This window comes from Cedecea sp. Ae19-4 (genome assembly GCF_059801165.1).
In genome coordinates this window covers 1,577,035-1,598,344 of the sequence record NZ_JBCHWG010000001.1, presented here as the reverse complement: position 1 = coordinate 1,598,344, position 21,310 = coordinate 1,577,035, and the positions used below count along the sequence as shown (strand labels likewise).

21 protein-coding genes are annotated in these 21,310 nt (G+C 54.2%); 13 read left to right on the top strand and 8 right to left on the bottom strand.

Annotated features, from left to right (window positions below):
• The first annotated feature begins 241 nt into the window (after positions 1 to 241).
• The 4 genes from nfrB to AAIE02_RS07635 are packed head-to-tail and all read left to right on the top strand — an operon-like array spanning position 242 to position 5,761.
• On the top strand, positions 242 to 2,467 hold the full coding sequence (gene nfrB / locus AAIE02_RS07650) for a cyclic di-3',5'-guanylate-activated glycosyltransferase NfrB (RefSeq protein WP_166992224.1): 2,226 nt from the start codon (positions 242 to 244) through the stop codon (positions 2,465 to 2,467).
• The gene (locus AAIE02_RS07645) at positions 2,464 to 3,324 is read left to right on the top strand and encodes a tetratricopeptide repeat protein (RefSeq protein WP_498532306.1); all 861 of its coding nucleotides are present in this window, start codon (positions 2,464 to 2,466) and stop codon (positions 3,322 to 3,324) included. The genes nfrB and AAIE02_RS07645 overlap by 4 nt, the downstream gene beginning before the upstream one ends.
• Positions 3,324 to 4,847 carry an NfrA family protein gene (locus tag AAIE02_RS07640; RefSeq protein ID WP_498532305.1) on the top strand — a complete coding sequence of 508 codons (1,524 nt, stop codon included), beginning with the start codon at positions 3,324 to 3,326 and terminating at the stop codon, positions 4,845 to 4,847. The genes AAIE02_RS07645 and AAIE02_RS07640 overlap by 1 nt, the downstream gene beginning before the upstream one ends.
• On the top strand, positions 4,847 to 5,761 hold the full coding sequence (locus tag AAIE02_RS07635) for a DUF4434 domain-containing protein (RefSeq protein WP_498532304.1): 915 nt from the start codon (positions 4,847 to 4,849) through the stop codon (positions 5,759 to 5,761). The genes AAIE02_RS07640 and AAIE02_RS07635 overlap by 1 nt, the downstream gene beginning before the upstream one ends.
• Positions 5,762 to 5,799: 38 nt before the next feature.
• On the opposite strand, the gene AAIE02_RS07630 is transcribed toward AAIE02_RS07635, so the two are convergent.
• The 4 genes from AAIE02_RS07630 to AAIE02_RS07615 all read right to left on the bottom strand — a co-directional run bounded on the left by AAIE02_RS07630 (position 5,800) and on the right by AAIE02_RS07615 (position 8,785).
• Positions 5,800 to 6,087, bottom strand: a complete 288-nt coding sequence (locus tag AAIE02_RS07630; protein WP_008461440.1) for a YdgH/BhsA/McbA family protein — start codon at positions 6,085 to 6,087, stop codon at positions 5,800 to 5,802.
• A gap of 168 nt (positions 6,088 to 6,255) precedes the next feature.
• Positions 6,256 to 6,378, bottom strand: coding sequence for a DUF2474 domain-containing protein (locus tag AAIE02_RS07625; protein WP_008461441.1), 123 nt, complete (start codon positions 6,376 to 6,378; stop codon positions 6,256 to 6,258).
• Positions 6,378 to 7,391 carry a cytochrome d ubiquinol oxidase subunit II gene (gene cydB / locus AAIE02_RS07620; protein WP_336707222.1) on the bottom strand — a complete coding sequence of 338 codons (1,014 nt, stop codon included), beginning with the start codon at positions 7,389 to 7,391 and terminating at the stop codon, positions 6,378 to 6,380. Before cydB ends, AAIE02_RS07625 begins: the two co-directional genes overlap by 1 nt.
• Positions 7,391 to 8,785, bottom strand: coding sequence for a cytochrome ubiquinol oxidase subunit I (locus tag AAIE02_RS07615; RefSeq protein WP_336981308.1), 1,395 nt, complete (start codon positions 8,783 to 8,785; stop codon positions 7,391 to 7,393). Before AAIE02_RS07615 ends, cydB begins: the two co-directional genes overlap by 1 nt.
• 559 nt (positions 8,786 to 9,344) lie before the next feature.
• On the opposite strand from AAIE02_RS07615, the gene AAIE02_RS07610 reads away from it, so the two are divergent.
• Positions 9,345 to 9,998: an Ssp6 family T6SS pore-forming effector gene (locus tag AAIE02_RS07610; protein WP_498532303.1), complete on the top strand. Its 654-nt coding sequence runs from the start codon at positions 9,345 to 9,347 to the stop codon at positions 9,996 to 9,998.
• A gap of 941 nt (positions 9,999 to 10,939) precedes the next feature.
• Here the strand turns inward: AAIE02_RS07610 and AAIE02_RS07605 are convergent.
• From AAIE02_RS07605 to AAIE02_RS07590, 4 genes are all read right to left on the bottom strand, one after another.
• Positions 10,940 to 11,254, bottom strand: a complete 315-nt coding sequence (locus tag AAIE02_RS07605) for a tlde1 domain-containing protein (protein ID WP_498532302.1) — start codon at positions 11,252 to 11,254, stop codon at positions 10,940 to 10,942.
• Positions 11,255 to 11,505: 251 nt separating this feature from the next.
• Complete coding sequence (locus tag AAIE02_RS07600) at positions 11,506 to 12,276, bottom strand: inositol monophosphatase family protein (protein WP_498532301.1); 771 nt, start codon at positions 12,274 to 12,276, stop codon at positions 11,506 to 11,508.
• 9 nt (positions 12,277 to 12,285) lie between these two features.
• Positions 12,286 to 13,293 (bottom strand): LacI family DNA-binding transcriptional regulator, encoded by a 1,008-nt coding sequence (locus AAIE02_RS07595; protein ID WP_498532300.1) that lies wholly within the window; start codon positions 13,291 to 13,293, stop codon positions 12,286 to 12,288.
• An 8-nt stretch (positions 13,294 to 13,301) separates the two neighbouring features.
• Entirely contained in the window at positions 13,302 to 14,072 is a 771-nt protein-coding gene (locus tag AAIE02_RS07590) for an MBL fold metallo-hydrolase (protein ID WP_498532299.1), read from the bottom strand.
• A gap of 161 nt (positions 14,073 to 14,233) precedes the next feature.
• Here AAIE02_RS07590 and AAIE02_RS07585 point away from each other — a divergent pair, with 161 nt between their 5' ends.
• The 8 genes from AAIE02_RS07585 to gpdQ all read left to right on the top strand — a co-directional run bounded on the left by AAIE02_RS07585 (position 14,234) and on the right by gpdQ (position 21,306).
• The gene (locus AAIE02_RS07585) at positions 14,234 to 15,259 is read left to right on the top strand and encodes an ABC transporter ATP-binding protein (protein ID WP_498532677.1); all 1,026 of its coding nucleotides are present in this window, start codon (positions 14,234 to 14,236) and stop codon (positions 15,257 to 15,259) included.
• Between the two features lie 27 nt (positions 15,260 to 15,286).
• Entirely contained in the window at positions 15,287 to 16,426 is a 1,140-nt protein-coding gene (locus AAIE02_RS07580) for an ABC transporter substrate-binding protein (protein ID WP_498532298.1), read from the top strand.
• A 56-nt stretch (positions 16,427 to 16,482) separates the two neighbouring features.
• On the top strand, positions 16,483 to 17,316 hold the full coding sequence (locus AAIE02_RS07575; RefSeq protein WP_336981299.1) for an ABC transporter permease: 834 nt from the start codon (positions 16,483 to 16,485) through the stop codon (positions 17,314 to 17,316).
• Complete coding sequence (locus AAIE02_RS07570; RefSeq protein ID WP_336981297.1) at positions 17,313 to 18,128, top strand: ABC transporter permease; 816 nt, start codon at positions 17,313 to 17,315, stop codon at positions 18,126 to 18,128. The genes AAIE02_RS07575 and AAIE02_RS07570 overlap by 4 nt, the downstream gene beginning before the upstream one ends.
• Positions 18,129 to 18,232: 104 nt before the next feature.
• Positions 18,233 to 18,535: a hypothetical protein gene (locus tag AAIE02_RS07565; protein ID WP_336981295.1), complete on the top strand. Its 303-nt coding sequence runs from the start codon at positions 18,233 to 18,235 to the stop codon at positions 18,533 to 18,535.
• 182 nt (positions 18,536 to 18,717) lie between these two features.
• A complete protein-coding gene (locus AAIE02_RS07560; RefSeq protein ID WP_442892178.1) occupies positions 18,718 to 19,593 on the top strand; it encodes a carbohydrate ABC transporter permease in 876 nt (291 codons plus the stop codon).
• Complete coding sequence (locus AAIE02_RS07555) at positions 19,583 to 20,470, top strand: carbohydrate ABC transporter permease (protein WP_166863751.1); 888 nt, start codon at positions 19,583 to 19,585, stop codon at positions 20,468 to 20,470. The genes AAIE02_RS07560 and AAIE02_RS07555 overlap by 11 nt, the downstream gene beginning before the upstream one ends.
• An 11-nt stretch (positions 20,471 to 20,481) precedes the next feature.
• Positions 20,482 to 21,306 carry a glycerophosphodiester phosphodiesterase GpdQ gene (gpdQ, locus tag AAIE02_RS07550; RefSeq protein ID WP_498532297.1) on the top strand — a complete coding sequence of 275 codons (825 nt, stop codon included), beginning with the start codon at positions 20,482 to 20,484 and terminating at the stop codon, positions 21,304 to 21,306.
• Positions 21,307 to 21,310 lie beyond the last annotated feature (4 nt).

Sequence of the window (21,310 nt, the reverse complement as noted above, 5' to 3'; positions counted from 1 at the left end):
AGGTAAAAAGGCGAACGCATCCTGATGAATGTTTATGAACTGTTTAATTTGTTAATTAAAGAATCTTGAGCTGGTTATATGGTTAACGAGCAGTGCCTTTAATGTTGAGGAAAGAAAATAGCAAAATATTATCCTTTGTAAGATTTTTCTGATCAACTATGATACCGGTAACATTTGGGGCTGACCGTATGCCTGCGATGTCGTGTAGTGTCGTTAACGATAAATAACCTCGGGGTGAGGCATGGACTGGTTAGTAGACTATTTTTCTACTTATCTGTATGGGTTGAAGGTCATAGCGATTGGGTTGGCGATTCTGATGCTTATCAGCGGAATCGACGATCTGTTTATTGATATTGTGTTCTGGTTCCGCCGCCTTTGGCGCGCCTGTACCGTTTATCGTCGGCATAATCATTTAGGCTATAAGCAGCTGTATGAACCACAGGAAAAGCCGCTTGCTATCATGGTGCCGGCCTGGAATGAAACCGGCGTTATTGGCAATATGGCGAGCCTTGCGGCAAGCACGCTCGACTACGAGAATTACCATATTTTTGTCGGTACCTACCCCAACGATCCTGACACGCAGCGCGACGTCGATGAGGTGTGTGCCCGTTTCCCTAACGTGCACAAAGTGGTTTGCGCCCGCCCAGGCCCAACCAGTAAAGCCGACTGCCTGAATAATATCCTTGATGCGATTTTGCAGTTTGAGCGTAACGCCCGGTTCTCCTTTTCAGGGTTTATTCTGCACGATGCAGAGGATGTTATTTCCCCGATGGAGCTGCGGCTGTTCAACTACCTCGTTGACCGTAAAGATCTGATTCAGATTCCGGTTTACCCCTTCGAGCGCCGCTGGACCCATTTCACCAGCCTGAGCTATCTCGACGAGTTCTCCGAGCTCCACGGCAAGGATGTCCCGGTGCGTGAAGCGCTGGCAGGCCAGGTGCCAAGCGCTGGCGTCGGCACCTGCTTCAGCCGCCGCGCGGTGCTGGCGCTGCTTGCTGATGGTGACGGTATCGCCTTTGATGTGCAAAGTCTGACCGAAGACTATGACATCGGTTTCCGCCTGCGGCAAAAAGGGATGGAGGAGATATTCTGTCGCTTCCCGGTGGTGGATGACACCGATCGTTCCGCAAGGCCGTTCGGCCAGCGTAAACGCACCGCAAAAGTGATCTGCGTGCGCGAATATTTCCCGGATACGTATACGACTGCGGTGCGCCAAAAGTCCCGCTGGATTATTGGTATCGTTTTTCAGGGATTTAAGACGCATCGCTGGAGCAATAACTGGGTACTTAACTACTTCCTGTGGCGCGACCGGAAAGGCGCTGTGGCTAACTTCCTGAGTTTTGCCGCCATGCTGGTGATGCTGCAGCTGGTGGCGCTGTTAATTTATCAGCGCAGCGTAGAAGGCGCCTGGCAGTTCCTGTCGATCTTTGTCGGTGGCGCATGGCTCAGCACTCTGCTGTGGATAAACTTTTTCCTGATGGCCAACCGAATTTTACAGCGAATTATCTTCGTCACCGGTTACTACGGCTTAGGGCAGGGACTGATGTCCATTCCACGCCTGTTCTGGGGCAACTTAATCAACTTTATGGCCAACTGGCGTGCAATTCGTCAGGTGATCCAGCATGGTGATCCGAGGCGCGTTGCCTGGGATAAAACAACCCATGACTTCCCGACAGTCAATACCCGCAACCGTGCTCTTCGTCCGCTGGGTGAAATTCTGGTCAGCCAGGGCGTTATCAGCGAAGAGCAACTGATGGAAGCGCTGCAAAACAGAGTACCTGGCCTCAAACTTGGGGGGAGCCTCGTTAATCGCGGGGTGATTACGGCCCAACAGCTAGCGAATGCTCTGGCGGAACAGGCAAGCGTGCCGATGGAAATCATCGACAGCCGTCGTTTAGATGAGGCGCTGGTTAAATCGGTGCCGGCAAATGTGGCGCTGCACTACGCGGTGCTTCCGCTACGCGAGGAGCAGGGAACGCTGATTTTTGCCAGCGAAAGTGCCATTGATCCCGTCTCTCTTGCTGCGCTGGGGCGCAAAGTTCAGCGTCCAGTAAGTTACGTTATCGTGCCGCGAGGTGAAGTTGTGGTGGGGCTACGTCGCTGGTATCTCCAGTCTGAAAACGACCCGTCGGAACTGCTCTCCAGAGCGGTCAATGCGGAAATGTTAACTTCGGATCAGGCCGAGGCTATCTGGCAGGAATATGTCTCCGGGCAAATATTGTTTGCCGAAGTGCTGATTACGGAAAGTCACCTGGATGAGGCTGTACTGAAAGCGGTACTGCTGCGCTATGAGCGCAGTGAAATGCAGTTTGGTGATTTCCTGGTGCAGGAACAAGTTGTCGACCAACACGCGGTCGATCGTGCGCTGGAACAGCAAAAAATACTCCAGCCTTCTTTAAATGGGCTGATGCATAAAGCCGGGTTGAGCAGCCTGCAAATCTCCAGCCTTGCAGGAGAAATAGCATGAAGTTCAGCCTTAAACCGTTAGCTATTTTGACATGCGGCCTGATGATCGCCGGGTATTCCCTGGCGGCCACCGAAGGTTCGAAAGAGGATCTGGGGTTAAGCGATTACCGCTACTTCAAGGTGTATCCACACATTGAGCGCGCGCAAAAGGCGCTGAAAGCCAACGATGAGCAGCGTGCCATCAGCAGTTTTCAGCACGCCCGCGAGCTGGCCCCGGATAGCGTCCGACTGACGCTCTGGCTTGCCGAAGCGTATCGCCATTTTCACCATGACGATAAAGCGGCTGCGCTGCTGAATGAGCAACTACGCAAAACGCCAGACAACGCGCAGGTCCGTCGGGCGCGGGACGCTATTCCCCTTCCAGCTAAAAATGTGACAACGCGTGAGCAACTGCTGGCGTTTAACGACGAATGTAACGCTTCTCCTTCCGTGGTATGCCGCGCCGAAGTGGGTAACTTTGCCGTTAAGCTTGGGGCGTTGGATATCGCGCTGCAGCAGTTTAACGACGATGCGTTTCGCACCTCGCCTGCGGGGCACACGTTGATTAACAACCTGACTCAGCGCGCTATTTACCTGCAGGAGTGGCAAACAGCCGATCGCGGCTTTGCCCTGCAGGACAGGCTGGCGACGCTGAGTGAAGAGCAGTATCAGCAGTGGTTTGCCATCCTGCTTCATCTTGGGCGCGATCGCCGTATTCTGGATCTCCAGCAGCAGGGCGTCATGAACACGCCGGGTATGCAGCTGGCCTACGCGCAGTCCCTGGCGGAGCGCAAGAAACATCCCGAACTGGAAAATTACTTGTCCACCACAAGCCTGCCTTTGATACGGACAGTGAGAAACATAACTGGCGCTATCTGATGGTGACGTGGGGCGGGCTGAAGCTACCAGAGGCAACGCTGCCGGTTGTGAAGCCAAAACCGCTTTCCGCCGCTGAAATTCGTATGGCGCAGGCGCGCGTGCTTAAAGACCAGTGCGATAAAGTTATCACCATCCTGGGCGACATGTCGCCGCAGTACGATGCGCAGAGCTGGTCGCACCTCGCGGAATGCTACCAGCAAACCTCGCCGGGAATGGCGCTGTATGCCGCCCAGCAGGCTCAATCCCGCGATGCTAATCCTTACTACGCGCGGCAGGTGGCTTATCTGGCGTTTGCCGTAGAAGACTACGCGCTGGCGCAAAGTAGCCTGCGGAGCGTGCCGGTTAAAACGCTTAGCGATGAAGACATCCGTGCCGCAGCGCGCAGCGCCTGGCTGGCGAAAGACAGCGCCGCGCTTGACTACTGGCGACAGGTGGCCTGGCAGCGAGCCATGCCGGAGCTGAACTTTGAGACCCCGCCGGAGCAGGATCACGCCACGCGCGGTTTTGCGCTGTTTAAAGCGGGAGATATGCCCGGTGCGCGCAGCGAGCTGGAGCAAGCGTTGCAAACCATGCCTGACTCGCCGGAAATCCTGCGACAGATGGTTTATATCAACCAGCGGCTGGATGACAAGCCTCAAACCAAACGCTACAGCGAACGCGTTGTGGATGATATCGACAACACGCTGACCCCGTCCAAAGGCTTAACCGACGCGCAGCAAAAAGAGCGCTTCGCCTTCCGCCGCGTGCACGAAGATAGCCAGCGGCGCTGGACGTTCTCCTTTGACAGTTCGCTGGGCCTGACTTCCGCCTCTAAAAATGAAGCGGGCGCAGGCGGCGGCGTCTCACGAGATAAAAGCAACCGTAGTTATGGCCAGGCTGAAGCTGAATACCGCATTGGTCAGAATCAAATTCTGGATGGCGATCAGCTTTCGGTTTATACCCGACTGTTTGCCGGCAGCGCAGGGCACAGCAATATCGCGCCTATCTATCAGCCGATGGTGGGAATGGGCGTTCGCTGGAAGCCATTGCGTGAGCAGGTTATTTATCTGGCGGTGGAGCAGCAGCTTCCTCTCGATAAGGCGGACGATGCCCGGACGGATATGATGCTGCGAGCCAGCGCTTCGTTCCTGAACGGCGGGGAGTACAGCGATGACTGGCACCCGCTGGGTAAAGGCTGGTTTGCGCAGAACCTCTATCTGGACGCGGCGCATTTCGTGAAATACGACTATCAGCTGTACACGGCCGATTACCGACAAAGCTGGCACCACAAGGTTTCGGAGCGGCACACGATCGAACCTTACTGGCATGTGCAGTACAACAACCAGACGCGGCATTCACGCAGTACGGATAACAGGCTCGGCGGCGTAGGCGTTCGCTATAACACCTGGTTTGGCGAAACACATTATGATGCTTATCCCCACAAGGCGAGCGTGGGGCTGGAATACCAGCGGGTATTCGACGGCCGTAACCGCGATATAGATTCCAAAAACAGTCTGTTCCTTACCATAGGAGTGCGTTGGTAATGAAATTTACTCCGGCATTAACGCTGGCGGCCGTGCTGTTTTGCCCGGCGTCTGCCTTTGCTATCAACGCGGTAATGTATCAGCCCCAGCTGCGTGATATGTCGATGACCGACCAGCAATGGACCACGATGCTGGCGCAGCTGAAGCAACAGGGCATTGATACTCTGGTCTTTCAGTGGAGCCGCTATGGGGACGCCTTCGCCGGCGGGGAACCGCAAAACTGGCTGGAGGGCAAGGCTCGCCTGGTAAAAAACAGCGGGTTGAAGCTGGTGCTGGGCCTGGCCGCGGACGATAAATTCTTCGAACGGCAAAATCAGCCGCTCACTGCGCTGGAAAGTTACTTTAACCTGCTGCGCGCCCAGGACGTGGCGGTTGCCACGCGCTGGACGCAGGTGCTCGGGGCTGAAAACATTGCGGGCTGGTACATCAGCAGCGAGCTGGACGACCGCCGCTGGCGAAGCCCGGATATGCAGCAGGCCGCGCTGGCATGGCTGACAAAAACCCATGAGTCTCTCGCCTCGGTGGCCGATAAACCGGTTGCCGTCAGCAGCTTCTTTGCCGGCAATATGTCGCCGGATGGCTACCAAAAATGGGTGACGACCCTTAGCCACAGCGGGGTGAAAATCTGGGTGCAGGACGGGGCCGGGACGGGCGTGTTAACGCCAGCTGCGCGAGCGCTGTACCGGCAAACGCAAAGCAGCGGTGAGGTGATCGAACTCTTCCGTCAGGATAAAAATACCGCTCACTTTAGCGCCGAGCCTGTTTCTACTGCCGAGCAGAAGCGCTTAATGTCTGTCAAACCCGCAGCGGGGCAGGACAGAGTGTATTTTTCGCTGCGTTATTTAGAGGTTGCCGCTGGAATATTACAATATCGTAATGTGCCGCTGGCCAGCGTGAAAACAGAGGTGAAATAAAAATGAATGACGGCCCTGTTTTAGGGCCGTCTGGTTATTTATTTCTTAAAGACTTCGATATTAATATTTTTATGATTAGACTCGTCGCCGGTGGCAGCGATTATCACATAAAAGCAGTCGGCAGGCTTCACGTTGGACGCTTCACACTTTTGATTTACCTCTTTGGATAAATCCTTGTGTCCGACGGTCGGGGTCCCGTCTTGTTCCAGGGAAAGATCGCCAACTTTTGTATAACCAGATGATTCTTCATGAGTAATTTGTTTTGCCGCAAAAACAGGTGATGAAACCAACAGCGTTAAAGCCAGTGCGGGTAGCATATATTTCATCTTTGTCATCCTCTGAATGTTTCATTGAAATGGTTAACTGTTTTTCCTCATTAACGCATTAAAGAATTAGCACAGTTTTAAAGAAAATCAATTTCTTCACCATAGATTCAGAATGAGTTAGCGGGAAGGACTGAACATATTCCTTCCCACGACGCACGGCTCAGCGAATTAAGATTTAAAGCCTGCGGCGGTCATCAGCAGGCGAAATCCCATCCCCACTGCGGCCAGTGCAAATACGCTGACGCTCCATAGAATAACCATCCACATGACACGTTTAGCGGTCTCTTTCATCAATGGTAGCCCTCGCCAGGCTGCACCTTCCCGCGGAATACGTAATAGCTCCAGAAGGTGTAAACCAGGATTATCGGAATAATAAACAGCGCGCCAACCAGCATAAAGCCCTGGCTTTGCGGTGGCGCAGCGGCCTGCCACAGCGTGATGTCCGGCGGAATGATGTTTGGCCAGATGCTGATGCCCAGCCCGCTAAAGCCCAGAAAAACCAGCCCCAGCGTCAGCACAAACGGTGTGGCGTGCAGGCTGTCGGTTGCCCGCACGCTGCGCCAGAGCCACAGGCTGAAGAGCACGACAAGCAGCGGGACCGGCAGCAGGAACAGCAGATTTGGCAGGGAGAACCAACGCTCTGCAATATTCGCGTGGCGAAGCGGCGTCCAGAGGCTGATCGCCGCTATCACGGCCAAAAGCGCCAGCAGCAATGCTGGGGTCAGGCTCCGCATTCTTCTTTGCAGCGGATCTTCGCTTTTCATCACCAGCCAGGTGGCACCCAGTAAAGCGTAGGCTATGACCAGACCCAGGCCGCAGAACAGGTTGAACGGCGTCAACCAGTCAAGCTGGCTACCGGCAAAATGCCGCCCGCTGACTGAAAAGCCTGAGATAACGGCGCCGACGGCGATACCCTGGCAAAAAGTCGCCAGAATCGATCCTCCCAGGAACGCTTTGTCCCAGAAGGGGCGATGCGCCGGCGTGGCCTTAAAGCGGAACTCGAAGGCGACGCCGCGAAAAATCAGCCCCACCAGCATCAGCGTGAGCGGAATAGTCAGGGCATCGACGATAACCGCATACGCCAGCGGGAAGGCACCAAACAGGGCAGCCCCGCCCAGCACCAGCCAGGTTTCATTCCCGTCCCAGACCGGTGCCACGCTGTTGACCATCACATCGCGGTCATCAGCGTCGCGAATAAACGGAAACAGAATGCCAATCCCCAGATCGAAACCGTCCATCACGATATACATCAGGGTGGAGAAGACGATGATCACAAACCAAATAACAGATAAATCGATGCCCATTAGCGCGTCTCCTCGAGTGATTCAGCGACCGCAGACAGCGGGCGGGATGGGGTGCCTTGTGCCGGATGGTCGTCGAACGGCTGCGGGCCTTTTTTGATGAGCCGAATCATGTAGCCGTAGCCGACGCCAAACACCGACATGTACACCACAAAGAAAGCGGCCAGGCTGAGGCTCATTTGCAGCGTACCGTGGGCAGACACGGCATCTTTGGTGCGCAGCAGGCCATAAACGACCCAGGGCTGGCGGCCAACCTCCGTCGTAATCCACCCGGCGAGAATGGCAATCAGCCCCGAGGGCCCCATCCACAGCGCAAAGTGCAGGAACGGGCGGCTCTCAAACAGCCGGTCGCGGTAGCGAAGCCACAGGCTGGCGACGCCGAGCAGGATCATCAGCATGCCTAAGCCCGCCATCACGCGGAACGACCAAAAGACAATCGGCGAGTTAGGGCGGTCCTCTTTCGGGAACTCTTTCAGGGCAGGCACCTGTTTTTCCAGACTGTGGGTGAGGATCAGGCTGCCGAGCGCCGGGATTTCCAGGCCAAAGCGGGTGCGCTCCTGGTCCATATCCGGCAGTCCGAACAGCAGCAGCGGCGTCGGCTCGCCGGGACGGTTTTCCCAGTGTCCCTCAATGGCGGCGATTTTAGCCGGTTGATGCTGGAGCGTATTCAGGCCGTGCATGTCGCCGATCATTGCCTGAAGGGGGGCGACAATCACCGCCATCCACAGGCCCATTGAAAACATGGTGCGAATGGCTGGCGTGTTATTGCCGCGCAGCAGGTGCCAGGCGGCGGAGGCCCCAACAAAGAAGGCGCTGCTGAGGAACGCCGCCACGGACATATGCAGCAGGCGATAAGGGAATGACGGGTTAAAGACCACCGCCAGCCAGTCCACCGGGACGACCTGTCCGTTGTGGATCTCAAAGCCCTGAGGGGTTTGCATCCAGCTGTTTGAGGCGAGGATCCAGAAAGTGGAAATGATTGTCCCGAGCGCCACCATGCAGGTGGCGAAGAAGTGCAGACCCGGGCCAACGCGGTTCCAGCCGAACAGCATCACGCCCAGAAAACCGGCTTCAAGGAAGAAAGCGGTCAGCACTTCGTAGGTCAGCAGCGGGCCGGTGATGCTGCCGGCAAACTGCGAGAACCCGCTCCAGTTGGTGCCGAACTGGTAGGCCATGACCAGCCCGGAGACCACGCCCATGCCAAAGTTAACGGCAAAAATCTTCGACCAGAAGTGGTACAGCGAGCGGTAAACCGGGTTTTTAGACTTAAGCCAGAGCCCCTCAAGTACCGCGAGGTAGCTGGCAAGCCCGATGGTGATGGCCGGGAAAATAATGTGGAAGGAGACAGTGAAAGCAAACTGGATCCTCGCCAGGTGAAAAGCGTCTAAACCGAACATGCAGAACTCCGCATAGCAAATTATTCGGCTCGATTGTAGGCCGCGCCACGTCTGGGTTGTATGAACAGAGCGACTGCAAAAATGGATAACAGTTTTTAGCCCTCAATAACGCTTCCCCAAATTCCTCCAAAACTATTCCCCAAAACTGGATAAAAATCAGACTGCAATATACGTCCAGCCAAAGAGCGCTGCTCATGAAACGAAACTTAATGAAAGAGGTATCGCTAGTTTATTCCCTTTCTTGCCCTGCGTTATATGCAAATAACTATCCCAAATATCCTTGAGCTGGGTTGATAACCGCGATGCTGATGGAAAACACCGCGCTGCGGGGGAAGAACTGCTGAGGAGGATACGATCTAAAAATCAAAGCAATTAACTTATATAAAATCATTCAGTACAGAGTACTGTTGAAACTAAATCTTTGTCACAGGCTAGTTATGAATTGCGAGTAGGTTATGGTGGAAGAGAAATTTGCGTTAGGGAGAATGGTTCAGTAGTGTTATGGTGAATGTGCTAAGCATTTCTCAGGTATACGGGAAACAGAAAGATAGAGGGATCTATGAGTACTTACATCGATGTTGCACGACGAATAGCTAAAATAATCATCTCACCAGATTCAGTCAGTGGCTTTTTTCACGGTGTCATGTCAATACCCCAAGACTTGGGGTATCTTGCATATGGTTTTCTTGATACCGATTCTCGTTATATCAGGGGGAATGAACGTATCCGTATGGCTAAAGCACTTCAACATGGCATTTTGCAAAACTCAAACTTCATAAAAACGGTTGAAAATGTTCTGGGTGTATTTAATAAATATATACCGCAAGAAAAACAAAACAGTTTATACAGTAAGACACTTTTTTCAGTCACGGGTAGAGCTGTAGGAAATACTGTTGTTTCGGGCAGAATAGCCCAAGTTATTGCTCAGCGGGCCAGCTTCACTGTGGGGGTTAGAGGAAGTGCTTTGGGCAATGTTCTGCTTTCAGGTGGTATGATAGAAAGAAGCATCTACACATCTTTCAGGCTGCAAACATATGCACCTGAGGTATATAATAGCCTGAGGAAGTATGATTATGATTTGCTCTATTTTTTTCTGGAGCCTGCATTGCAACCTTTTCTGGAAGCCATCCATATAAGACAGACTTTCGGACAATCGGCATTTAATAAAATCATTGATGAACTAGATAATGAACTTCAAAAAAAACGAATCTGAAAATAGTGCTAAAAATAAGTTGATAAAAATCTTAATACATTACTCTGGTGCGCTTTGGGGTGGTGTTATATTCTGGCTTTCTATATATTTTTTCTTTCATTTCGAAACATGGCTGGAGAGAGGAGTGTCAATTGGGATGGTTTTAGTAGTGACTTATTTGATTTCAAAGATAATTCCTGAGAAATGGCGATAATTATCCTGAGATTGAAAGTCCTGAGTTAGATGTTCAAGGGGACTCGGAACTATGTCCCTAAAGCTTATCAGTCCTGCCTTTTGCCGTCAGGGCAACCTGCTTCCTCCTTATGTTCAGCGGCATAAGGAGTCTTCTTATGGCTGTTGCGGAGATCAATATCTACTGCGATTTTAAAAATATCTTGCGGCTCTTAATGCTGTTGGTGTAAGTACACCCGTTTTAGTTCCACGCCCGGGATGTAGAAACAGAGGGGCACGAAAAAGGGATAACAGTTTCTCACCCTGAATAACGCTTCCCCAAATTCCTCCAAAACTATTCCCCAATCCGCCGCGGACTGGAGCTATCTCCGGTTGATGCTACATAACGATGGAGACGTTGCCAGCCGGGGCGTAAGCAAGGCTGCTGATAATTTCGAGCCACAACGGCGATTCGTTTTCTGTATTGAAAATCAAAATAGTAATAGCTTAATTGATCTGCTTTTTCCTAAATAAATGCCGGATAGTCTCCGGCATTATTTTTTATTTATGATTTAGCAGCTTAAACGATAAATAAGTGAGTATGCACGATCCGAGGGTTGATATTGCCAGGCTTAAATCAGCAATAAGATTATAAACACTCTCATCCCCCGAAACTCCCAGCATCTTTGCAAACTGATATCCACGTTGAATTGTAAAAATTTCAGCCCATAAAATACTGATCACTAAAAAATAAATTGCACACAGAACAATCGCTGCCAGGATTTTAGTGATTACCATACCGTTATTGTGCCGTAGGCTTTAAAGATAGATTCGTTGTGGTTGTGCTTCTCCATGTCCACGTTTTTAACGTTGTGCATTACCGGAGTGATACCGACGATTTTCACGTTCATCGATTTTAGCCCCTCTGGACGGTCAACAATCCTGTATTTACCTGCGGGTATTGGTCCTTTTATCGGTATCATTGCGCATGCATCCCGGTTGAGATACGCACCATTACCTGAAAAGGCGAAAAATGTACCCACGTCGGAAAAACTAAGAGGGGCGTAATCGGCATCGCTGATAACAAATTTTCCATGTAAAGCCACAAATGATCCATGTCCATATTTTGGGAATGGATAGGGTATATGCTGTTTATCACGCTTTCTATTTTTTTTGTTTTTTTTTAAGTCAATAAAAAATGATTTGACGCAATTTTTGTTTTCATCGGATGGTTAATTATTGATGGGATTTATAGATTGAGTGTAATAAATATTATTAAATAATAACTGTCGGTATCATTTGAAATAAAACAATCAGGTCGCCACCGGAATTAAAGTGGCGACTATTAAATCCTTAATTAATCGACGGCCCCTTCCAGCAGCGCCATTAATCTTTCTTGCACGCTGGTGCAGCCGGCCAGTACCAGATTACCTTGCAACAGGCCGCCGTTGGCGAGAAATGCAGTGCTGCTGCCGCCCGCCTCGGTGATCAGCAGCAGCCCGGCCAGCGCGTCCCAGCTGTTCATATGCTCCTCGTAGTAGGCGTGGACCTGGCCCGCGGCAACGTGCGCCAGCATCAGCGCGCCTGCGCCAAAACGCCGGTACTCCATGCCGTCGTTCAGCACATCTTCTATAGTGCGCGCATAAAGTGGAACCGGCGCGCGGCTGGAACGGCCCAGGCCGATGACCACGCCTTCCGGGGATGGATCGTGAAGCTTGAGCGGTTTACCGTTCAGGAATGCGCCCGCCCCGTGGCGGGCAAAAAAGAACTCATCGCGGTCGGGAGCGTAGATAATTCCCAGCTCAATCACGTTCTGCCTGACGTAAGCGAGGGAGACGCACCAATAGTCCATGCCAAGAATAAAGTTAGTGGTGCCATCAACCGGATCGAGCACCCAGACGCCGCGTTCGCCTTCCTCCAGGCCACTTTCTTCCCCCAGAAAGCCGTCCTGCGGGCAATACGTCCGCAGCCAGCTTTTAATCTCTTGCTCAACCAGAATGTCCGCCTGTGAGACGAAATCCTGGCGACCTTTTTTTTCCACGCTTAAGCCTGCATCGCGCAGCGCCTGGGCGCGGGCGCCGGCTTCGCGGATTAACGTGCATAACGCCTGTAGCTGTTGTTCGGTCATGTTTTGCTCTTAAGTAAGGGAGATTGACGTGTGTCGATGAATCAGGTTGACCTTCACCCAACTGGTGCGTGAAGGCTGTGCAGGCGTTCGGGCGCGCTCCAGCAAGTGAGCCAGCGCCAGCCGGGAGATTTCCGCCACATCCTGGTTGAGGGTGGTGAGTCGGTAGCTGTACTGCGCCGTTTGTGGCGTGTTGTCGAAGCCGATCAGCTGAAAATCCTGTGGCGCATATTTGCCGCGCTGGCGCATCCCGTCGAGAAAGCCACATGCCAGCTGAGCGTTGGCGCAGAAAATACCGTCGGGGATCTGCGTTACAGCCGCTGCAGCCTGCCAGCCGCCTTCATAGCCCTCCTCTTCACAAAGCAGCGAAGCAAGGTTTTGCTCAACGTTTACACCACGTTCGATCAGCGCCTGGCGGAACGCTTCGCCGCGCATTCTGCCGGCCCAGGTAGAAGAGTGATTATTGAGCCAGCCAAAATGTTTGCACCCGCTGTTGACCAGCTGTTCGGCGGCCAGCACTGCCCCGGCGGCGTTATCCGAACAGACGTAATCCACGCCGGGAATGTCGGGCTGGCGGTTGATGCCAACCACCGGAATATGCTGCTGCACGCACTCGTTCACCAGCGCTTCGGGAGGCTTGCCGGAGGTGACGATGACGCCGGAGACGCGAAACTGAGTGAAGTGGCGCAGCGTTTCCGCCAGCTCCTGCTCAGAGCGGATCTCTGTCACCAGAGCCTGAAAGCCGTTGCGCTGAATTTCGCCTAGAAGGCCGTCAAGCAGGCTGCTGCGAAACGGATCGTTGATGCGCGACACGATGACGCCAATCAGATGGCTGCGGCGGCGGTTAAGGCCCTGGGCAAGAAAATTGACCTGATAACCCAGCTCTTCGGCTACCTGCAGCACGCGTTCCCGTGTGGTAGGGGAAATACTGCCGTTGTTGCTCAGCGCCCTGGAAACCACGGCGCGCGAAACGCCCGCCCGGCGGGCCACATCTTCGGCGGTCACGCTTTGTTTATGCATCGACGAACTCAAGGCAAATAATCCTCAGTGTAAAACCGCTGCTGATGGAAGTCGTACTGCAGCCCGTTCTGGCTGACGAACAGCCCGGCGTGGGGGCGGCAGGCCAGCTTTAGCGCGGGCAAAATGGCATCGTTACAGTGGTACAACCCCAGCGACGGCAGCCCCAGAGAAGTAAAAAGCTTCATGCAACCGGGGAAGTCGCCGTGGGAAGCGTCCTCCGCCAGTTCAGACAGCGAGGCGCACTCCTGAAACGCCAGGTCCACGCCGGCCATCAGCGCGATAGACGCTTCGGTGGGCCGCCCGTCGCCGCTATAGAACAAAGCATATTCCCGGATATCCACGCGCAGCGCCAGATTGGCCATTTCATGGCGCGTTGGGGCGGTGCGAATCCGCCAGTGATGCCAGTGAAAATCAGCTTCGCTGTCGCGCCATTCGATGGGGAAGCAGAGCGAAGGTTCTGGCCAGTTGGCGAGCGAGGCCAGCTGCATCAACACTTCGCGCTGTGCCGGCTGGCTGTAGATCACCAGCGGCTTTTGGCGGGCAAAACTCTTCCAGTGATTGAGCAGCGCCGTTAACCCGGTGCAGTGGTCGGGATGCACGTGGGTGAAAAACAGCACGTCGATGTCGTTGATGCCGCCGCCGCGCTGCCACAGCGCACGAGGAATGGTGGGGCCGCAGTCGATAAGCCATTGCCGGTTTTCGTCATCAACAATCCGCAGCGCGGAAGTATTTTGCCAGCGGGAGAAAGCGCTGCCGCAGCCAAGCACGTCGATTTTCATTGCCCCTCGCTAAAAATTTATCGCGGTTAATTAAAGTGTCACAAAGACACGCCACAGTAGGCTCACATCATCTCTGAGCGGCGTTTCATTTTTTTTACAGCGAAATGAACACGTGTTCATTCAGAGCAAAAAAGACGTAAACAAACATGTCGGATACCGTTATGAGCTACCTGGAAATGGCGCACCTGCAAATTAGTTACGGCGAAAAAGTGGTGCTAAAAGAAATTAATCTTGCCGTGAAGAAAGGCGAGATGATTGCATTGCTGGGCCCGTCCGGCTGCGGGAAAACAACGTTATTGAACGCGTTGTGTGGGTTTATTCCTGTTAAGCAGGGCCACATTGTTGTGGCCGGGAATAATATTACCCAAAGCCCGCCTGAGCAGCGAAATATCACCATGGTATTTCAAAGCTATGCGCTGTGGCCGCATTTAACGGTGGAACAAAATATTGGTTATGGCCTGAAGCTACGCAAGTGGCGGCGGGACGCGATTCAGGCCAGAGTGCTTGAGCTATTACAGATGGTGAATCTGACCGGCCTTGCCGGGGCTAAAATCACCGAACTTTCCGGCGGGCAGCGGCAGCGCGTGGCCCTGGCGCGCGCGCTGGCCATTGAGCCAGACGTACTGGTGCTGGATGAGCCGCTGTCGAATCTGGATGCCAAAGTCCGGCTGAACGTGCGCCACGAAATCAAGCAACTGCAGAAAAAGCTGGGTTTCACTTCGGTGATCGTCACCCACGACCAGCAGGAAGCGCTGGTGATGGCCGACCGCATTGTGGTGCTGAATAATGGCCAAATCGAGCAAATCGGCACCCCGGAAGAGATTTATCAAAAGCCCGTCACGCCCTTTGTGGCTGATTTTATGGGAGCCGATAACCGTATTACGGCGGAAGAAATAAATACCCTGGGCCTGGCCTCGCTAAATAATAGCGGTGACCAGGAAATCTATTTCAGAAGTTCGGATGCCGCGCTTTCATCATTAAATAAATCTTTCCCGGAGGGTGGGTTAACGCTTGAAGGGGTGGTTGAGCAAAATGCTTTTATTGGCCACAACTATCGTTACGCCATTCGCTATCGGCAGCGTCTTTTCCATGCCGACTCCGTTGATAATTTGCCGTTGAATACAAAAGTCAGGCTGCATGTGCCTGAGTCAGCCCTGCATATTTTTAGTTCGTCCCACACAGCTTGAACCAGTCTATTTTTCTGAGGGGTAATTATGTTTACTAAAACCAGACTTGCCGCCGTCACGGCGCTGTTTTTAAGTTATGGCGTACAGGCGGAAACCGTTTTAAACGTGGCCACCGCCGGTGACCAGAATATGGTGGATTACGTCAAAACCTGGCTGGGGCCAAAGTTTGAGGCCGCGCATCCGGGGGTGAAAGTGCGCGTGGTCGGCACCGGACCGGGGGACGCAGGCTCGAATAAAATCATCGAAAAACTGAGCGCTCAGCAGCAGAGCGGGGCCAAAACCTGGGATATCGACGTGGCGGTGGTTCACCAGAAAGCGGGCGGCGAACTGGTGGAAAAAGGGCTGCTGGAAAAATACCGCCAGCACATCAAAACGGGCGACATGGTCTCCGCGGATAACGCGAAAAATGCACTGGGCGTGAACGTGGACGGCTATGTGATGCCGATGTTCCTGAGCCAGACGGCTATCGCCTGGAACAGTGAAACCATGACAGCGCCACCGACCTCTTATGACGAGCTGGTTGAGTGGGCGGCGAAACACCCGCAGGCGTTCGGCTACAACGGCATTAAAAACGGCATGTCCGGCGTCAGTTTTGTCGTTGGCTGGATCTACGCCTACGGCACCGACGCCCAGCGTTTATCCGCCTTGCCTTACGATAAGAGCGTAGAGAAAAACTGGTCGCAGGCTTTTGAGAATCTGAAAGCGTTTAATAAGAACGTGACCTTTACGCCGGGCAACGCCGGTACGCTGGATATGCTGACCCGAGGGGAAATCGCCATGGGACCGGTCTGGGTGGATATGTTCTACACCTGGAAAGATCAGGGCAAGCTGCCGCCGTCCATCAAGCTCGCTTTGCTTTCACCGGGCATGCCGGGGCAGCCGATGTATTACGTCACGCCGGCCAAAGCGGCACAGCCTGAACTGGCGCGCGAGTTCATTGCGCTGGCAACCAGCCCGGAAGTGCAGGCCGACGGGATCGTGAAGCAGTTCAACTGGTATCCGGGCATTGACGCTAAGTACGTCAAACCGAAGCTGGATGACGCAACCTGGAGCAAACTGTTTGCCGAGATTTCCCCGAAAGCGCTTGCCGATTACGGCAAAAGCTTCCCGATAGCGCCTTACTTTGACGACATCAAAGAAGGGTACGAAAGCCAGGTGTCTAACTAATCCTTTCCCGGCGCCCGGTTCAGGTCGGGCGCCACGCTCAAGTCCAAAGGTTTGCTATGCGCGTTTCGTTAAACTATCTGCTGCTGGTGAGCCCCGCCGCGCTGATGATTGTGGTGCTGTTTCTCTATCCGCTGGGATTTTCTCTGGTGGCTGCCTTTACTTCGGACGCCGGGGCGCTGACGTTACAGCACTTTGCCAAAGTCCTGGCGCTGTACTCCAACGATATCCTGTTCACGGTGTTTATCGTGCTGGTGTCGGTTGCGCTGCTGGCCGCGTTATCGATAACGATCTCGGCGGTGATCACGCTTTCTTCCTGCCGCCCCGTTGTACGGCTACTGGGCATGCTTTACCGCCTGCCGCTGTTTATTCCGTTCATCGTTGCCGCGCAGATGATGCGCACGTTTCTCGCCAAAAACGGCCTGATGAATAACCTGCTGGTTGCCAGCGATTTGGTGCAGCCACTGGACACGATCTCCTGGCTCGGCTGGAAAGGGATCATCATTACCTTTGTCTGGAAGCAGCTGGCGTTTGCCACCTTGCTGATTTGTGGGGCGATGGCGGCACTGGAGCCTGCGCAGGTGCTGGCTGCCAGAAACCTGGGGGCTTCGCGAGTTCGCATTCTGTTCGACATTATTTTACCGCAGGTGTTACCGGCTATTGGTGTCGCGCTGGTGCTTTCCACGGTGACCATGATGTCCGTGCTGTCCGTGCCGCTGATGATTGGCACCGGAACGCCAACGATGCTGACCGTCGACATGGCATTCCGCGTTAACTCCTACAGCGATTATGCGGTGGCTAACGCGCTGGGCGTGATCTCCCTGCTGATTTGCGGGGCGCTGTCATGGTTTTATCTGCGCCACAGCCTGCGCCAGAAAGGAGGGGAAGCATGAGCCTGATAAAAGGCCGATTCGGCCTGCCGCTGCAGGTACTGCTGCTGGCCTTTATGCTGTTTGCGATGTTCGGCCCGTTGCTAAACCTGCTTGTCTGGACGGTGGCGGAAAGCTGGTTTTATCCGCATATCTTGCCGAGCCAGTGGGGATTAAAGTACTGGTATCAGGTGTTTAGCCCGTACAGCGATGTGTCCGGCTCGCTGCTGACCAGCGTGTTTATTGCCGTGCTGTCGGTGCTGGTTTGCCTGCTGATTTCCGTTCCCGCCGGCTACGCGCTTTCCCGGCGCGCGATGCCGTTCCGGGTGGTGTTTATGCTACTGTTTTTGATCCCGCAGGCGTTTCCAAACCTGACGGTGTATATGAACATCGCGCGGCTTTTCTATCAGTGGGGGCTGAACGGCACGGTAGCTGGCGTGGTGCTGGTTCACAGCGTACATGGCCTGATGTATTCAGTCTGGATTTGCGTAGCCGCGTTTTCGGCTGTTGACCCGCTGCAGGCGCGGGCGTCCCGTAATTTAGGGGCAGGGCCGCTGTTTACCTTCTGGCACATTGTGCTGCCTCAAGCTTTACCGGGGATCATGGCCGCCGGGATTTTCGTGTTCCTGGAATCGCTGGATGAGTTTACCGGCACCTTTTTCGTCGGCGCGCCGGATATCACCACGCTGCCGCTGCTGCTTTACAACGCCAGCATGTCCGGGAATTACCAGGTATCGTCGATTACCGCGCTGATTTTGCTGGTACCGTCGCTGCTGTTTATGCTGGTCATCCATAAGTTTATGCGGCCTGAGATGCTGTCGAAGCTGGGCAAGTGATACAGGGCATTGGCTACAATACAGATAATTCCGGGCGGATAATGTTTTAGATTATCCGCCTGAGGGGAGTGAAAGCCCGTTATCCGTTTGTTTTCGAGGTGTCCATGAAGAAGCGATATGCTCTCGCCGCAATTCCGGTTTTACTGACGACCTTTAGCAGCCTGGCTTCCTCGGAAGCGGCCTGGCAGCAGTTGGACAAAGACGTGCAAAAAGGCTGTCTCGCCATCAGCGCCCTGCAGGAGAAAAAGATAGAAGGGAAGCGCACTGACTTCAGCGACGAGGTCGGTTACTCGGCGGTGGTGATTTCAGGCAGCTACAAATTTAAGAACAGCCAGCCGGTGCCTGGCAAAGAACTGTGTCTTTATAACCGCAAAACGAAAAAGGCCAGTCTGGAGCAGATGCAGTAGCATTTTTGCACGGTTAAAGAATATATCCCTGCAAAGACAATCTCTTTGAACGACAGGCAGTTATCCCTCAGCCGGGACGCTGCCTGTTTTATCTGGCGCAAAACTGCCATTTCCCCGTCACGTTTCTGCCATAAACCCCTCCCATACTGACTGACTTCTGACCCCTGACAGGTTTGCAGACAATGGCAAAACGTCCCTGGCTTCCGTGGCTGATCCTCACGCCATCTTTGATCTTTTTACTGCTCTTTACCTGGTTCCCGCTGATCCGCTCGGTGTACGACAGCCTGTTTGATACGCGTCTGGCGGGCGAGGCCGGCGCGTATGTGGGCGCAGGTAACTATGTTCGCCTTTTTGCCGACGCGGTTTTCTGGAAATCGCTGATGAATAATCTGTTCTATATCGTGCTGACCGTGATCCCCGGCGTGGCGCTCGCGCTGCTGCTGGCGGTTGCGCTGTGGGAAAATCATCGCGTTAACCGCTGGCTGCGGACGGCGTTTTTCTTCCCGATGATCATTCCCATGGTCAGCGCTGCGGCGCTGTGGTTGTTCATTTTTATGCCGGGAATGGGGATGCTGGATTACTACCTGGCGAAGCTGTTCGGGCCGATGAATAACAACTGGCTCGGCCGCAGCAACAGCGCGCTGTACGCCCTGGCGCTGATTGGTGTCTGGAAGTTCGCGGGCTATTACATGCTGTTCTTCCTCGCCGGCTTACAAAGCCTGCCAGCCTCGGCGCGTGAAGCGGCGATCATGGAAGGGGCAACCTCCACGCAGGTATTCTTCAAAGTCACTTTACCGCTGCTTCGCCCGACGCTGAGCTTTGTGGTAACCACGGCGCTTATCTACTCGATTACGCAGATTGACCACGTGGCGGTGATGACGCGCGGCGGGCCGGATAACGCCACCACCGTGCTGCTGTACTACATCCAGAGTCTCGCCTGGGACACCCATGATTTAGGCAAAGCTTCTGCCGCCACCTTCCTGACGCTGGCCGGACTGTTTGTCTTCTCGTTCGTTAACCTCAAACTGCTGGAAAGGGGCGCCCACCATGAGCGTTGAGTTTTCTGGGTCCGTTGTCAACGCGCGTAGCGTACCGCAGCCGCTGTGGTTGCGCCTGCGAAAATCAAAGGGCGTGACGCTCACCGTGCTGATGTGCTGCCTGGCGCTGCTGTGGGTTAGTCCGTTTATCTGGATGCTTTCATCGGCTTTTAGCGCCAGCACCTTCGGGGAAGGCATGGCCTCAATATTGCCGCGTTTTCCGCTCACGCTGGATAACTTCCGTGATGCGTGGCAGAGCGCCGACTGGCTCAGCTTGTACGCCAATACCCTGATTTTCAGCTTCGGTACTTTCTTCGTGCAGCTCATCACCATCACCACCGCCGGGTACGTTTTTGCCTGCCATGAGTTTCGCGGCAAACAGACGCTGTTCCTGCTGTTTCTGGTGCAGCTGATGATCATGCCTGTCGTGATGATGGTGCCAAACATGATGACGCTCAAAGCGCTGGGCCTGCTCAATACGCTGACCGGCGTGATGATGCCGTATTTCACCTCCGCGTTTGGCGTGTTCCTGATGCGTCAGGCGTTTCTCGCCATCCCGAAAGAGCTGGAGGAGGCCGCGCTGATGGAGGGCTGCCGCTGGTGGCAGGTGCTTTACCGCGTGCTACTGCCGATGTGCTGGCCGTCGGTGCTGGCTTTCGCCACCGTGAGTATTACCTACCACTGGAACGAGTACCTGTGGCCGCTAATGATGCTCAACGACCCGGACAAGCAGGTGCTGACGGTCGGGCTCGTTTCGTTTGCTATGGGCGCCGAATCCGGCGGCCAGTGGGGCACCATCAGCGCCGGGACCATTATGGTTTGCCTGCCGCTGATGCTCGCCTTTATCGCCTTCCAGAAGCAGTTTCTGCGAAGTTTTGGTTTTTCAGGTATCAAGTAAGGAGTTGAGTGATGTTATTGGCCCATATTTCCGACACCCATTTCCGCAGTCAGAACCAGAAACTGTACGGCTTTATCGACATCAACGCGGGCAATGCCGACGTGGCCTCGCAGCTGAACGCGCTGCGTGAGCGCCCGGATGCGGTCATCGTCAGCGGGGATATCGTCAACTGCGGGCGCCCTTCAGAGTACGAGGTCGCGCGCCAGGTGCTCGGCACCATCAAGTCGCCGCTTTATTTGATCCCCGGCAACCACGACGATAAATCGCATTTTCTGGAATACCTGCGCCCGCTTTGCCCGCCGTTGGGTGACGACCCGGAAAACATCCGCTATGCGGTGGACGACTTCGCTACCAGGCTGCTGTTTATCGACTCCAGCCTCGCCGGGCACTCTAAGGGCTGGTTGACCGACAATACCGTGTCCTGGCTTGAAGCGCAGTTAACCACGAGCGGCGACAAGCCCACGGCGGTCTTTATGCACCATCCGCCGCTGCCGCTGGGCAACGCGCAAATGGACAAAATCGCCTGCGAAAACGGGCACCTGCTGCTTGATTTGGTCGCCCGTTTCCCGGCGCTGGTGCGTATTTTCTGCGGCCACAACCACAGCCTGACGATGACCCAATACCGCCAGGCAACGATAGCGACGATTCCCGGCACGGTTCACCAGGTTCCGTATCACTTTGAGGACAGCCGCCCGTATTACGATCTGTCGCCGCCGTCTTGCCTGATGCACCGCCAGGTGGGCGACCAGTGGGTCAGCTATCAGCATTCTCTGGCGCATTATGCTGGCCCGTGGCTGTATGACGCGGCGATCAGTTGCCCGACGGATGAGTATTAATCGC

Coding starts and splice junctions, on each gene's coding strand:
- nfrB (WP_166992224.1), top strand. CDS start 242: ATGGACTGGTTAGTAGACTATTTTTCTACTTATCTGTATGGGTTGAAG.
- AAIE02_RS07645 (WP_498532306.1), top strand. CDS start 2,464: ATGAAGTTCAGCCTTAAACCGTTAGCTATTTTGACATGCGGCCTGATG.
- AAIE02_RS07640 (WP_498532305.1), top strand. CDS start 3,324: ATGGTGACGTGGGGCGGGCTGAAGCTACCAGAGGCAACGCTGCCGGTT.
- AAIE02_RS07635 (WP_498532304.1), top strand. CDS start 4,847: ATGAAATTTACTCCGGCATTAACGCTGGCGGCCGTGCTGTTTTGCCCG.
- AAIE02_RS07630 (WP_008461440.1), bottom strand. CDS start 6,087: ATGAAATATATGCTACCCGCACTGGCTTTAACGCTGTTGGTTTCATCA.
- AAIE02_RS07625 (WP_008461441.1), bottom strand. CDS start 6,378: ATGAAAGAGACCGCTAAACGTGTCATGTGGATGGTTATTCTATGGAGC.
- cydB (WP_336707222.1), bottom strand. CDS start 7,391: ATGGGCATCGATTTATCTGTTATTTGGTTTGTGATCATCGTCTTCTCC.
- AAIE02_RS07615 (WP_336981308.1), bottom strand. CDS start 8,785: ATGTTCGGTTTAGACGCTTTTCACCTGGCGAGGATCCAGTTTGCTTTC.
- AAIE02_RS07610 (WP_498532303.1), top strand. CDS start 9,345: ATGAGTACTTACATCGATGTTGCACGACGAATAGCTAAAATAATCATC.
- AAIE02_RS07600 (WP_498532301.1), bottom strand. CDS start 12,276: ATGACCGAACAACAGCTACAGGCGTTATGCACGTTAATCCGCGAAGCC.
- AAIE02_RS07595 (WP_498532300.1), bottom strand. CDS start 13,293: ATGCATAAACAAAGCGTGACCGCCGAAGATGTGGCCCGCCGGGCGGGC.
- AAIE02_RS07590 (WP_498532299.1), bottom strand. CDS start 14,072: ATGAAAATCGACGTGCTTGGCTGCGGCAGCGCTTTCTCCCGCTGGCAA.
- AAIE02_RS07585 (WP_498532677.1), top strand. CDS start 14,234: ATGAGCTACCTGGAAATGGCGCACCTGCAAATTAGTTACGGCGAAAAA.
- AAIE02_RS07580 (WP_498532298.1), top strand. CDS start 15,287: ATGTTTACTAAAACCAGACTTGCCGCCGTCACGGCGCTGTTTTTAAGT.
- AAIE02_RS07575 (WP_336981299.1), top strand. CDS start 16,483: ATGCGCGTTTCGTTAAACTATCTGCTGCTGGTGAGCCCCGCCGCGCTG.
- AAIE02_RS07570 (WP_336981297.1), top strand. CDS start 17,313: ATGAGCCTGATAAAAGGCCGATTCGGCCTGCCGCTGCAGGTACTGCTG.
- AAIE02_RS07565 (WP_336981295.1), top strand. CDS start 18,233: ATGAAGAAGCGATATGCTCTCGCCGCAATTCCGGTTTTACTGACGACC.
- AAIE02_RS07560 (WP_442892178.1), top strand. CDS start 18,718: ATGGCAAAACGTCCCTGGCTTCCGTGGCTGATCCTCACGCCATCTTTG.
- AAIE02_RS07555 (WP_166863751.1), top strand. CDS start 19,583: ATGAGCGTTGAGTTTTCTGGGTCCGTTGTCAACGCGCGTAGCGTACCG.
- gpdQ (WP_498532297.1), top strand. CDS start 20,482: ATGTTATTGGCCCATATTTCCGACACCCATTTCCGCAGTCAGAACCAG.